General features: G+C 52.2%; 1 protein-coding gene. It reads left to right on the top strand.

Going from position 1 to position 16,439, the window contains the following annotated elements; genetic code table 11:
- Positions 1-331 precede the first annotated feature (331 nt).
- Complete coding sequence (locus tag MZ182_RS18650) at positions 332-16,432, top strand: VCBS domain-containing protein (RefSeq protein WP_248114733.1); 16,101 nt, start codon at positions 332-334, stop codon at positions 16,430-16,432.
- Positions 16,433-16,439 lie beyond the last annotated feature (7 nt).

Below are 16,439 nucleotides of genomic sequence, written 5' to 3' on the forward strand. Positions count from 1 at the left end.
AGTTAAAGCCTCAAGTATTTTGCATTCATAAAAATTTAATCCTCAGTTAAAGATCTATTCGCTATAGAAAAGCTTACATTTATAAAACAAACACACTAAATGCAGTTGTTTTTACAAATAAACATACAACATCTAGTTTTATACAAAACCAGCGTCAATTTTACAGGTAATGCGCAAGAAAAATCCTTAATACCAAGCGATAGAGGCGCGTCAAAAAATTGACTTCCATTCGCTCATTAGCTAAAATTCCACCACTTGTATCACACTTCCATACATTTGTTGGATTTGTGGACCTTTGTTTGGATTAACACTTGGGTGTTGGGAGCTAATTATGGGATCGGTCATTACATCAAAAAAAGGTTTGCTAAAATTAGTTAAAGGGCAAATCAATATCGAAGTTGATGGTACAAATCAACCCGCTAAGGATGGCGAGCAACTCCCGAAAGGTGCAGTCCTCCATATTGGCGAAAATGCAACATATGAAATCACCTTCGATGATGGCACTAAATTATCGAACGAAGACGTACCGAATACCGCTACAGCGACACCGCCAAGTACCGCCAGTGAAGCGACGCTAGATGAAATCCAAGCACTACAAGATCTCATCGCTTCTGGAGAAGATCCAACTCAAAGCCTGCCAGAAACCGCAGCAGGTAATACCCCTGGTAGTGATGGTAACTCAGGTTATGTAACATTAGCCCGTAGCGGCAGTGAAACCCTTGCGTCCTCAGGCTACTCAACAACAGGTCAAGCGCCAACAACCATCGCACCCAATGAGTTAAGCCAAACCATTGCCACTGACTCGCCATCCATACTCGCGAATGACACTAATACTATTGATGAAGATACAATTGCCACAGGCAATGTACTCGACAATGACAGCGATGCAGATTCGGAATTAACGGTAGCCAGCTTTGAGGTTGGAGGCACAAGTTATGCCGCAGGAACTGAAGTGACTCTTGAAAGCGGTGTATTAATTATCAACGCTGATGGCTCTTATACTTTTACACCCAGTGAAAACTGGAATGGCCAAGTTCCAGTTATTACCTACACCACCAATACAGGCGCAAGTGCAACACTGACTCTAAATGTCACTCCTGTTGACGATGTGCCAGTGATCGCCGGTGACGACAGCGGCGCGGTCACCGAAGATGCCAGCGATCCAGTGTTAACTGACACGGGCACCCTGACCATCACCGATGCGGACAGCGGCCAAGCAGTATTCCAAGCTGGCAGCGGCGTCCCAAGCGTCGGCGCCCTCGGCAGTCTGACCATTGATGTCAATGGCAACTGGACCTACAACGTTAACAACGCCGATGTGCAATACCTCGCCGAAGGCGAAACCAAGGTAGAAACCTTTGTGGTGCTCAGTGCCGATGGCACTGAACACACCGTCACCATCACCATTACCGGCACCAACGATGTGCCAGTGATCGCCGGTGACGACAGCGGCGCGGTCACCGAAGATGCCAGCGATCCAGTGTTAACTGACACGGGCACCCTGACCATCACCGATGCGGACAGCGGCCAAGCAGTATTCCAAGCTGGCAGCGGCGTCCCAAGTGTCGGCGCCCTCGGCAGTCTGACCATTGATGTCAATGGCAACTGGACCTACAACGTTAACAACGCCGATGTGCAATACCTCGCCGAAGGCGAAACCAAGGTGGAAACCTTTGTGGTGCTCAGTGCCGATGGCACTGAGCACACCGTCACCATCACCATTACCGGCACCAACGATGTGCCAGTGATCGCCGGTGACGACAGCGGCGCGGTCACCGAAGATGCCAGCGATCCAGTGTTAACTGACACGGGTACCCTGACCATCACCGATGCGGACAGCGGCCAAGCAGTATTCCAAGCTGGCAGCGGCGTCCCAAGCGTCGGCGCCCTCGGCAGTCTGACCATTGATGTCAATGGCAACTGGACCTACAACGTTAACAACGCCGATGTGCAATACCTCGCCGAAGGCGAAACCAAGGTAGAAACCTTTGTGGTGCTCAGTGCCGATGGCACTGAGCACACCGTCACCATCACCATTACCGGCACCAACGATGTGCCAGTGATCGCCGGTGACGACAGCGGCGCGGTCACCGAAGATGCCAGCGATCCAGTGTTAACTGACACGGGCACCCTGACCATCACCGATGCGGACAGCGGCCAAGCGGTATTCCAAGCTGGCAGCGGCGTCCCAAGCGTCGGCGCCCTCGGCAGTCTGACCATTGATGTCAATGGCAACTGGACCTACAACGTTAACAACGCCGATGTGCAATACCTCGCCGAAGGCGAAACCAAGGTAGAAACCTTTGTGGTGCTCAGTGCCGATGGCACTGAACACACCGTCACCATCACCATTACCGGCACCAACGATGTGCCAGTGATCGCCGGTGACGACAGCGGCGCGGTCACCGAAGATGCCAGCGATCCAGTGTTAACTGACACGGGCACCCTGACCATCACCGATGCGGACAGCGGCCAAGCAGTATTCCAAGCTGGCAGCGGCGTCCCAAGCGTCGGCGCCCTCGGCAGTCTGACCATTGATGTCAATGGCAACTGGACCTACAACGTTAACAACGCCGATGTGCAATACCTCGCCGAAGGCGAAACCAAGGTAGAAACCTTTGTGGTGCTCAGTGCCGATGGCACTGAACACACCGTCACCATCACCATTACCGGCACCAACGATGTGCCAGTGATCGCCGGTGACGACAGCGGCGCGGTCACCGAAGATGCCAGCGATCCAGTGTTAACTGACACGGGCACCCTGACCATCACCGATGCGGACAGCGGCCAAGCGGTATTCCAAGCTGGCAGCGGCGTCCCAAGCGTCGGCGCCCTCGGCAGTCTGACCATTGATGTCAATGGCAACTGGACCTACAACGTTAACAACGCCGATGTGCAATACCTCGCCGAAGGCGAAACCAAGGTAGAAACCTTTGTGGTGCTCAGTGCCGATGGCACTGAACACACCGTCACCATCACCATTACCGGCACCAACGATGTGCCAGTGATCGCCGGTGACGACAGCGGCGCGGTCACCGAAGATGCCAGCGATCCAGTGTTAACTGACACGGGCACCCTGACCATCACCGATGCGGACAGCGGCCAAGCGGTATTCCAAGCTGGCAGCGGCGTCCCAAGCGTCGGCGCCCTCGGCAGTCTGACCATTGATGTCAATGGCAACTGGACCTACAACGTTAACAACGCCGATGTGCAATACCTCGCCGAAGGCGAAACCAAGGTAGAAACCTTTGTGGTGCTCAGTGCCGATGGCACTGAACACACCGTCACCATCACCATTACCGGCACCAACGATGTGCCAGTGATCGCCGGTGACGACAGCGGCGCGGTCACCGAAGATGCCAGCGATCCAGTGTTAACTGACACGGGCACCCTGACCATCACCGATGCGGACAGCGGCCAAGCAGTATTCCAAGCTGGCAGCGGCGTCCCAAGCGTCGGCGCCCTCGGCAGTCTGACCATTGATGTCAATGGCAACTGGACCTACAACGTTAACAACGCCGATGTGCAATACCTCGCCGAAGGCGAAACCAAGGTAGAAACCTTTGTGGTGCTCAGTGCCGATGGCACTGAACACACCGTCACCATCACCATTACCGGCACCAACGATGTGCCAGTGATCGCCGGTGACGACAGCGGCGCGGTCACCGAAGATGCCAGCGATCCAGTGTTAACTGACACGGGCACCCTGACCATCACCGATGCGGACAGCGGCCAAGCAGTATTCCAAGCTGGCAGCGGCGTCCCAAGTGTCGGCGCCCTCGGCAGTCTGACCATTGATGTCAATGGCAACTGGACCTACAACGTTAACAACGCCGATGTGCAATACCTCGCCGAAGGCGAAACCAAGGTGGAAACCTTTGTGGTGCTCAGTGCCGATGGCACTGAGCACACCGTCACCATCACCATTACCGGCACCAACGATGTGCCAGTGATCGCCGGTGACGACAGCGGCGCGGTCACCGAAGATGCCAGCGATCCAGTGTTAACTGACACGGGTACCCTGACCATCACCGATGCGGACAGCGGCCAAGCAGTATTCCAAGCTGGCAGCGGCGTCCCAAGCGTCGGCGCCCTCGGCAGTCTGACCATTGATGTCAATGGCAACTGGACCTACAACGTTAACAACGCCGATGTGCAATACCTCGCCGAAGGCGAAACCAAGGTAGAAACCTTTGTGGTGCTCAGTGCCGATGGCACTGAGCACACCGTCACCATCACCATTACCGGCACCAACGATGTGCCAGTGATCGCCGGTGACGACAGCGGCGCGGTCACCGAAGATGCCAGCGATCCAGTGTTAACTGACACGGGCACCCTGACCATCACCGATGCGGACAGCGGCCAAGCGGTATTCCAAGCTGGCAGCGGCGTCCCAAGCGTCGGCGCCCTCGGCAGTCTGACCATTGATGTCAATGGCAACTGGACCTACAACGTTAACAACGCCGATGTGCAATACCTCGCCGAAGGCGAAACCAAGGTAGAAACCTTTGTGGTGCTCAGTGCCGATGGCACTGAACACACCGTCACCATCACCATTACCGGCACCAACGATGTGCCAGTGATCGCCGGTGACGACAGCGGCGCGGTCACCGAAGATGCCAGCGATCCAGTGTTAACTGACACGGGCACCCTGACCATCACCGATGCGGACAGCGGCCAAGCAGTATTCCAAGCTGGCAGCGGCGTCCCAAGCGTCGGCGCCCTCGGCAGTCTGACCATTGATGTCAATGGCAACTGGACCTACAACGTTAACAACGCCGATGTGCAATACCTCGCCGAAGGCGAAACCAAGGTAGAAACCTTTGTGGTGCTCAGTGCCGATGGCACTGAACACACCGTCACCATCACCATTACCGGCACCAACGATGTGCCAGTGATCGCCGGTGACGACAGCGGCGCGGTCACCGAAGATGCCAGCGATCCAGTGTTAACTGACACGGGCACCCTGACCATCACCGATGCGGACAGCGGCCAAGCGGTATTCCAAGCTGGCAGCGGCGTCCCAAGCGTCGGCGCCCTCGGCAGTCTGACCATTGATGTCAATGGCAACTGGACCTACAACGTTAACAACGCCGATGTGCAATACCTCGCCGAAGGCGAAACCAAGGTAGAAACCTTTGTGGTGCTCAGTGCCGATGGCACTGAACACACCGTCACCATCACCATTACCGGCACCAACGATGTGCCAGTGATCGCCGGTGACGACAGCGGCGCGGTCACCGAAGATGCCAGCGATCCAGTGTTAACTGACACGGGCACCCTGACCATCACCGATGCGGACAGCGGCCAAGCGGTATTCCAAGCTGGCAGCGGCGTCCCAAGCGTCGGCGCCCTCGGCAGTCTGACCATTGATGTCAATGGCAACTGGACCTACAACGTTAACAACGCCGATGTGCAATACCTCGCCGAAGGCGAAACCAAGGTAGAAACCTTTGTGGTGCTCAGTGCCGATGGCACTGAGCACACCGTCACCATCACCATTACCGGCACCAACGATGTGCCAGTGATCGCCGGTGACGACAGCGGCGCGGTCACCGAAGATGCCAGCGATCCAGTGTTAACTGACACGGGCACCCTGACCATCACCGATGCGGACAGCGGCCAAGCAGTATTCCAAGCTGGCAGCGGCGTCCCAAGCGTCGGCGCCCTCGGCAGTCTGACCATTGATGTCAATGGCAACTGGACCTACAACGTTAACAACGCCGATGTGCAATACCTCGCCGAAGGCGAAACCAAGGTAGAAACCTTTGTGGTGCTCAGTGCCGATGGCACTGAACACACCGTCACCATCACCATTACCGGCACCAACGATGTGCCAGTGATCGCCGGTGACGACAGCGGCGCGGTCACCGAAGATGCCAGCGATCCAGTGTTAACTGACACGGGCACCCTGACCATCACCGATGCGGACAGCGGCCAAGCGGTATTCCAAGCTGGCAGCGGCGTCCCAAGCGTCGGCGCCCTCGGCAGTCTGACCATTGATGTCAATGGCAACTGGACCTACAACGTTAACAACGCCGATGTGCAATACCTCGCCGAAGGCGAAACCAAGGTAGAAACCTTTGTGGTGCTCAGTGCCGATGGCACTGAGCACACCGTCACCATCACCATTACCGGCACCAACGATGTGCCAGTGATCGCCGGTGACGACAGCGGCGCGGTCACCGAAGATGCCAGCGATCCAGTGTTAACTGACACGGGCACCCTGACCATCACCGATGCGGACAGCGGCCAAGCAGTATTCCAAGCTGGCAGCGGCGTCCCAAGCGTCGGCGCCCTCGGCAGTCTGACCATTGATGTCAATGGCAACTGGACCTACAACGTTAACAACGCCGATGTGCAATACCTCGCCGAAGGCGAAACCAAGGTAGAAACCTTTGTGGTGCTCAGTGCCGATGGCACTGAGCACACCGTCACCATCACCATTACCGGCACCAACGATGTGCCAGTGATCGCCGGTGACGACAGCGGCGCGGTCACCGAAGATGCCAGCGATCCAGTGTTAACTGACACGGGCACCCTGACCATCACCGATGCGGACAGCGGCCAAGCAGTATTCCAAGCTGGCAGCGGCGTCCCAAGTGTCGGCGCCCTCGGCAGTCTGACCATTGATGTCAATGGCAACTGGACCTACAACGTTAACAACGCCGATGTGCAATACCTCGCCGAAGGCGAAACCAAGGTGGAAACCTTTGTGGTGCTCAGTGCCGATGGCACTGAGCACACCGTCACCATCACCATTACCGGCACCAACGATGTGCCAGTGATCGCCGGTGACGACAGCGGCGCGGTCACCGAAGATGCCAGCGATCCAGTGTTAACTGACACGGGTACCCTGACCATCACCGATGCGGACAGCGGCCAAGCAGTATTCCAAGCTGGCAGCGGCGTCCCAAGCGTCGGCGCCCTCGGCAGTCTGACCATTGATGTCAATGGCAACTGGACCTACAACGTTAACAACGCCGATGTGCAATACCTCGCCGAAGGCGAAACCAAGGTAGAAACCTTTGTGGTGCTCAGTGCCGATGGCACTGAGCACACCGTCACCATCACCATTACCGGCACCAACGATGTGCCAGTGATCGCCGGTGACGACAGCGGCGCGGTCACCGAAGATGCCAGCGATCCAGTGTTAACTGACACGGGCACCCTGACCATCACCGATGCGGACAGCGGCCAAGCAGTATTCCAAGCTGGCAGCGGCGTCCCAAGTGTCGGCGCCCTCGGCAGTCTGACCATTGATGTCAATGGCAACTGGACCTACAACGTTAACAACGCCGATGTGCAATACCTCGCCGAAGGCGAAACCAAGGTGGAAACCTTTGTGGTGCTCAGTGCCGATGGCACTGAGCACACCGTCACCATCACCATTACCGGCACCAACGATGTGCCAGTGATCGCCGGTGACGACAGCGGCGCGGTCACCGAAGATGCCAGCGATCCAGTGTTAACTGACACGGGTACCCTGACCATCACCGATGCGGACAGCGGCCAAGCAGTATTCCAAGCTGGCAGCGGCGTCCCAAGCGTCGGCGCCCTCGGCAGTCTGACCATTGATGTCAATGGCAACTGGACCTACAACGTTAACAACGCCGATGTGCAATACCTCGCCGAAGGCGAAACCAAGGTAGAAACCTTTGTGGTGCTCAGTGCCGATGGCACTGAGCACACCGTCACCATCACCATTACCGGCACCAACGATGTGCCAGTGATCGCCGGTGACGACAGCGGCGCGGTCACCGAAGATGCCAGCGATCCAGTGTTAACTGACACGGGCACCCTGACCATCACCGATGCGGACAGCGGCCAAGCGGTATTCCAAGCTGGCAGCGGCGTCCCAAGCGTCGGCGCCCTCGGCAGTCTGACCATTGATGTCAATGGCAACTGGACCTACAACGTTAACAACGCCGATGTGCAATACCTCGCCGAAGGCGAAACCAAGGTAGAAACCTTTGTGGTGCTCAGTGCCGATGGCACTGAACACACCGTCACCATCACCATTACCGGCACCAACGATGTGCCAGTGATCGCCGGTGACGACAGCGGCGCGGTCACCGAAGATGCCAGCGATCCAGTGTTAACTGACACGGGCACCCTGACCATCACCGATGCGGACAGCGGCCAAGCGGTATTCCAAGCTGGCAGCGGCGTCCCAAGCGTCGGCGCCCTCGGCAGTCTGACCATTGATGTCAATGGCAACTGGACCTACAACGTTAACAACGCCGATGTGCAATACCTCGCCGAAGGCGAAACCAAGGTAGAAACCTTTGTGGTGCTCAGTGCCGATGGCACTGAGCACACCGTCACCATCACCATTACCGGCACCAACGATGTGCCAGTGATCGCCGGTGACGACAGCGGCGCGGTCACCGAAGATGCCAGCGATCCAGTGTTAACTGACACGGGCACCCTGACCATCACCGATGCGGACAGCGGCCAAGCAGTATTCCAAGCTGGCAGCGGCGTCCCAAGCGTCGGCGCCCTCGGCAGTCTGACCATTGATGTCAATGGCAACTGGACCTACAACGTTAACAACGCCGATGTGCAATACCTCGCCGAAGGCGAAACCAAGGTAGAAACCTTTGTGGTGCTCAGTGCCGATGGCACTGAGCACACCGTCACCATCACCATTACCGGCACCAACGATGTGCCAGTGATCGCCGGTGACGACAGCGGCGCGGTCACCGAAGATGCCAGCGATCCAGTGTTAACTGACACGGGTACCCTGACCATCACCGATGCGGACAGCGGCCAAGCGGTATTCCAAGCTGGCAGCGGCGTCCCAAGTGTCGGCGCCCTCGGCAGTCTGACCATTGATGTCAATGGCAACTGGACCTACAACGTTAACAACGCCGATGTGCAATACCTCGCCGAAGGCGAAACCAAGGTAGAAACCTTTGTGGTGCTCAGTGCCGATGGCACTGAACACACCGTCACCATCACCATTACCGGCACCAACGATGTGCCAGTGATCGCCGGTGACGACAGCGGCGCGGTCACCGAAGATGCCAGCGATCCAGTGTTAACTGACACGGGCACCCTGACCATCACCGATGCGGACAGCGGCCAAGCGGTATTCCAAGCTGGCAGCGGCGTCCCAAGCGTCGGCGCCCTCGGCAGTCTGACCATTGATGTCAATGGCAACTGGACCTACAACGTTAACAACGCCGATGTGCAATACCTCGCCGAAGGCGAAACCAAGGTAGAAACCTTTGTGGTGCTCAGTGCCGATGGCACTGAACACACCGTCACCATCACCATTACCGGCACCAACGATGTGCCAGTGATCGCCGGTGACGACAGCGGCGCGGTCACCGAAGATGCCAGCGATCCAGTGTTAACTGACACGGGCACCCTGACCATCACCGATGCGGACAGCGGCCAAGCGGTATTCCAAGCTGGCAGCGGCGTCCCAAGCGTCGGCGCCCTCGGCAGTCTGACCATTGATGTCAATGGCAACTGGACCTACAACGTTAACAACGCCGATGTGCAATACCTCGCCGAAGGCGAAACCAAGGTAGAAACCTTTGTGGTGCTCAGTGCCGATGGCACTGAACACACCGTCACCATCACCATTACCGGCACCAACGATGTGCCAGTGATCGCCGGTGACGACAGCGGCGCGGTCACCGAAGATGCCAGCGATCCAGTGTTAACTGACACGGGCACCCTGACCATCACCGATGCGGACAGCGGCCAAGCAGTATTCCAAGCTGGCAGCGGCGTCCCAAGCGTCGGCGCCCTCGGCAGTCTGACCATTGATGTCAATGGCAACTGGACCTACAACGTTAACAACGCCGATGTGCAATACCTCGCCGAAGGCGAAACCAAGGTGGAAACCTTTGTGGTGCTCAGTGCCGATGGCACTGAGCACACCGTCACCATCACCATTACCGGCACCAACGATGTGCCAGTGATCGCCGGTGACGACAGCGGCGCGGTCACCGAAGATGCCAGCGATCCAGTGTTAACTGACACGGGTACCCTGACCATCACCGATGCGGACAGCGGCCAAGCAGTATTCCAAGCTGGCAGCGGCGTCCCAAGCGTCGGCGCCCTCGGCAGTCTGACCATTGATGTCAATGGCAACTGGACCTACAACGTTAACAACGCCGATGTGCAATACCTCGCCGAAGGCGAAACCAAGGTAGAAACCTTTGTGGTGCTCAGTGCCGATGGCACTGAACACACCGTCACCATCACCATTACCGGCACCAACGATGTGCCAGTGATCGCCGGTGACGACAGCGGCGCGGTCACCGAAGATGCCAGCGATCCAGTGTTAACTGACACGGGCACCCTGACCATCACCGATGCGGACAGCGGCCAAGCGGTATTCCAAGCTGGCAGCGGCGTCCCAAGCGTCGGCGCCCTCGGCAGTCTGACCATTGATGTCAATGGCAACTGGACCTACAACGTTAACAACGCCGATGTGCAATACCTCGCCGAAGGCGAAACCAAGGTAGAAACCTTTGTGGTGCTCAGTGCCGATGGCACTGAGCACACCGTCACCATCACCATTACCGGCACCAACGATGTGCCAGTGATCGCCGGTGACGACAGCGGCGCGGTCACCGAAGATGCCAGCGATCCAGTGTTAACTGACACGGGTACCCTGACCATCACCGATGCGGACAGCGGCCAAGCGGTATTCCAAGCTGGCAGCGGCGTCCCAAGCGTCGGCGCCCTCGGCAGTCTGACCATTGATGTCAATGGCAACTGGACCTACAACGTTAACAACGCCGATGTGCAATACCTCGCCGAAGGCGAAACCAAGGTAGAAACCTTTGTGGTGCTCAGTGCCGATGGCACTGAGCACACCGTCACCATCACCATTACCGGCACCAACGACTGTCCCGTAATAAATTCCGTATCAAATGCTACGGTATCTGAAGAAGGGCTACCCAACGGCATAGCTGATGTTATTGGTAATTCTGATACTACAGATAATGTTTCTGCTAGCGGCACAATAAATATTAGTGATATTGATGGAGACTCTTTAACCGTTTCACTTTCTGGCCCAACAGAATTAATGTCAGGCGGACAATCTGTAAATTGGCTCTGGGATGCGGATACACAAACACTAGTAGGCTACACAGGTGTTATTGGCGAATCTTCCTATGTTGAAGTAATGGCTGTAGTTCTAACCGCTCCAACTTCTGGTGATTCCAATTGGACCTATGATGTGACTTTAAAGGCACCACTTGATCATCCAGACACTACATCGGAAGATACTATTACATTCGATATAGGTATTACTGTTAATGATAATCATGGCGGCACCTCTACAGGTAGCTTTAGTGTTACGGTTGAAGATGACGCACCTGAAATCGCATCTATTAGTCCTGTCGAAGTAACGAATATAGATATTCCTGATACTTTAGTCGGTCTATTCTCTCTAACTGGCTATAGTGGCAGCAACAATCTTCTTGATTTTGATGGTTTTACGATCACAGCCAAAGGATTTACCTCTTCAACAAACTCTAACTTAATTGATGCCGCAATCTATGGAAGTAGTAACGGGATAGGAGTTAGCAGTGTAGGGGCGCCTTATCATAATCTTGCTAATGAAGTAGATTTCCGTAAATTTGCAGATGGAAGTTCTGCATCAGAAGAAATCATCATCACTCTGGATCCAGGAACTGTTGCCTATGGTGTAAATATTCAGTTTTCCCATATGTTTGGCGGCGAGCTAGAAGTCGGAATAGTTGAGTTCTGGCGTGATGGTCAGCTTATTGCCACTCAAACATTTAGCTCTGACGCTAATAGTGGTGACTATGCTGCTAATTTCCAAGTCTTACAAGGCGGATTTGATACCATGGTTATCAAGGCGCTAGATAATGGTCAAGGGCCTCACAGCAACGATAATAGTGATTTTACAATAACGGCAATTGAATTTACTGGTTCACCAACCCCTCCAGCAATCGCTTTTGCTACGGGAGTAATCACCCCAGAGTGGGGGGCTGATGGTAAAGGCTCATTAACGTTGACTGGCAGTACAGAAAACAATCTGCTTACAGCATCAGGCAGCACAATTACCATTACTCAAAATGCAAATACGCTTACTGGTATAGATGAAAATGGTGAATTAGTATTTAGATTAGAATTTACACCTGGAACAGGCACTTGGGAGTTTTTCCAATACAAAGAAATGCTCCAACCTTCTGATGGCAATATTGATTTCACAGTAAGAGCAACAGATCGTGATGGTGACTATACCGACGGTTCTTTCTCGGTTATTCCGCAGTTATACATAGCGCCACCTTCTGCACCAGAAGTTACCATTATCGATGACACTAATAATGACTCGTATTTAAGTCCTACTGAAGTAGGAAATGACGACGTTCAAATACAAGTCGAAATTGATGCTGCTGATTTTGCTGCTGGAGGCTATGTCAATCTCACTATTACAAACAGTGGTATAACAACCAATGTCGAACTCAAACTGGTCAACGGTGAACTGCAACTTGCAGATGGTTCTCCAGCAACAGGTTTTAGTTATAGTAATGGTGTCATCAGTTGGACCGAAAGCACACCTGCGGCAGGCCAAAACATTACAGTAACCGCCACCCAAACAAACTTTGCCGGAAATACTTCTCCTTCCGGCTCTGACAATGCAACTGTTTATCTGCCTGATAATCGCCAAATCATTGTTAATGAAGGCGATCTTCGTGACAATATTCCTAATGTTGTCTCAAGTACAATTAGTTTCACCGCAGGTAACCAAGCACTGACACAGTTCCGCTTTAATGAGTCAGCCATTAATGCTGCGACAAATCTCGCAGCAGGAGTGAGCATCGTTTGGGCGATAGCCGCAAATGGAGCACTAATAGGTTCCATTGATGGGGTTGATGTCATCAAGCTCACTTTAACAGGTGGAGTGATTGCCGCAGGTACAACTGCGAATATTACTGTGAATGTTGAATTGCTTGATAATATCAAACATATGAATGCTCTAGATGGCACAAATCTAAATTCACTGATCGATGGCATTGTCATTGAAGCTATTGGCGCCGATGGTAGCGTTTTGACCGGTAATTTAAGCATCGTCATTAATGATGATCTGATCTCTATCGATCCTGTCAGTGGCTCTGGCGTAAATAGCTCTAGCGCTACCAATATCATAGGTGCTCTTAATATTTTAGGAGCCGATGGTAATGATCATGATCTTAATGATGATTACAGCATAAGTCTGACAGCGAATATCACAGGGTGGAATGGAACAACCACTACGTTTGCTAACTCAGGTATAACCTCGGAAGGGCTAACCATATTTTACTACGTAGACCCTGCTCATCCCAATGTGCTTATTGCATATACGGATACCAATGCTACCCCCTCAGCCTATACTGGCGCGGCGAACCAAGCATTAATCTTCACGTTGACAACCGATCCGCATAGCGACCAATACACTTTCGATATCAATCAAAGCATTGATCAACTTTCAACTATCCAAATTGCAGGTTTAGTTGGAGGCCAAGGCGGCATTGGTAACGCGGTATATGTTACAACTAATAATTCCCCAGCGGGTTATGGTATCTACAATGATATAACTAAAATTCCTGCTGGTGAGGATATTGCTTTCACATTAACCGCACGCGCTGAAAATGGCAGTGTAGGCCGCGTCAATGGTACCAACAACGGCTTCGGAGTGGACAACCCACATGTTAGTGGTAAAGAAATTCTCATCATTGATTATTTAGAAGATGCAGCAACAGCAAGCTTTAACTTTACTGGCGCGACGTCCATCTATTTTAAAGCCTATGATGAGCAAGGTAATTTAATCGGTGAAGGAAATATAACAAGTGGTCAAGTTATTCAAAATTTAGGTTCTATAGCCTATGTTGAATTATCTGCCTTAGCAGGTACCAGTTTCCAATTTACTGGCACTACGGCACAAACCATTGTGAGCTCCACTCAAAATGTCGACTTACATTTTGATGTAACGGTTACCGATAGTGATGGTGATACTAATACAGGCGGATTTAACATCCATCTTGAGGCACCAAATACAACGCCAATAGCACCTGTTGCGCTCACTACTAACGCCATTGCAAGCCTTAATGAAGCAGACTTGCAGGCTGGCGCTCCAGATATGAGTGTACAAACACTTAGCTTTAAATCTGGTAGTAACTCGATTGGTAGCTTCCAATTTGGTGATTTTAGTAATATTTCCGTCACAGGTATTAATGCGCACATTCATTGGGCCGTTAATACTGCGGGCCAATTAATAGGTACCGTGTTTGGCCGTGAAGCTCTTCGCTTAACCTTAGACTGGGATCGAATTAATGCGGGAGAACAAGGTGATGTGACGGTTACTGCCGAATTACTGACTAATTTACCCCATAGCGTTAATGTGGATAGCCTTACGATAAATGGCATTAAAGTCGTGGCTATTGATGGTGCTGGTAATACAGCCCAGTCAACTGTCACGGTTACTGTTGCCGATGATGTTGATATCGCTAAAAATGATACAGCGCAACTCGATGTTGTTGTCGACTCATTTAAGTTTTCTGGAGTAGTTGCTGATTGGCAGAACCCCTCTGGCGGTACAAATGTCAGGAGATATGATGGTCCAGATAACGATACAGGCTTAGATCAAGTTCGTTGGGGAAACCCATCTAGTTGGAATGGACAGCAATCTGGCTATGGTTTTAGGGACAACGATGCAGGACTTAATGGAGCATTGTCACTTAACCAAGATATCGTTTTGGGTACATTTACCCACTACAATTATCCAATTACATCAGGTACATCTATTACTGCCGCCACGATGCAAGTGACCTTTAACGTCACAGATGCATATGGAGTAACCACACCTGTAACGTTAACTCTCAACTTTAACCATAACGAAACACCTAATACAAACGACCCTATAGCTTCTCGTGACATTGTCACCGTAGGCCAAACCAGTGTCACCTTCAATTATGAAGGCCAAATGTACACAATGCAGGTTATTGGATTTAAAGACACTAATGCCAACATTGTCACATCGATCTACACGAATGAAGATGCTGCGACCAGTTATGAACTAGTAGTTCGTATGGTTGCTGGTAATGGATATTCCTTACCAAGCACTGACGGCAATGTGTTGACAAATGATGTAATCGGAGCTGATGGTCCATTGACTATTATTGGGGTGGCTAAGGGCGATCTTACCAATACCGGCGGTGCATCTGGGCAAGTAGGGTCAACCATAACTGGCTTATATGGCACTCTGATACTAAACGCCGATGGAACCTATAAATACCAACTTACAGCAAATGCAAGCCAATTGCCTACAACAGGAGCAATAGAAACCTTTACTTATACCATCCGTGATAGTGATGGTGATGTATCCAGTGCAACCTTGAAAATCAACGTTAATCCAGTCAATAGCGATGGTATTAATATTGCGGACGCCAACCTTATTACCACTCAAGGTTCTAGCCTGAATGATAGTATGATTGTTGATGGTGGAGAAAGTGCTAATAACCCAAATCAAAAAATATTGAACGTCAGTTTTGGTGGTGGCCAAAGCGGTATCATCACAAACAGTAACGAAAAAGAGGTTGTTGCTTCAGGAGCTAACAATAAGAGCTATAGCACTACGGATGCTCAATTCGTTAATGGCGGCGATGGTAATGATCATATTGAAACAGGCAAAGGCAACGATGTTATCTATGCGGGTAGAACAGGCTCGACTGGATATGGTTCAGATGATGCACTTGAGTTATCAGTCAATACGCTCCTAAATCACCATATTATGACAGGTGAATTAACTGGCGCTAACAGAATGGTTGATAGTAACGGCCTATTATTGGCTAATGATGTCGCTTCGCATAAAGCGGATATTGTAAATGGTGGCAGCGGTGATGACCGAATTTATGGTCAATCTGGCTCTGACATTCTCTATGGTCATACAGGTAATGATTATATTGATGGTGGTAGCCACAACGATGCACTCCGTGGTGGAGAGGGCAACGATACTCTCATCGGTGGCCTTGGTGATGATGTCCTTCGTGGTGATAGCGGCGCTGATACCTTCGTCTGGCGATATGCGGAGTTTGGCACTGACCACATTATGGACTTTAAAGTCACAGAAGATAAGTTAGACCTGAGTGACTTACTCCAAGGCGAATCGGCAAATAATTTGGACAGTTACTTAAACTTTAGCTTAGACAGCACTGGCTCTACCGTCATCGATATTGATGCCAATCTTGATGGTGTATATGAACAGCACATCATTCTTGATGGCGTGAATTTATTCACCACTTATAGCGCAACAAATGATGCCGGAGTGATTAATGGTCTACTGGGTACCAATGGTAATGGTCCATTAATTATCGATACTCAGCCTATCACTCCAGAGACACCACAGGGAGTAACACCACTTAATGATCATCATAACAATGGCACTATAATCCCTTAAATAAAAT

The organism is Shewanella sp. JNE2, assembly GCF_023159115.1.
GTDB classification, from domain to species: Bacteria; Pseudomonadota; Gammaproteobacteria; order Enterobacterales; family Shewanellaceae; genus Shewanella; species Shewanella putrefaciens.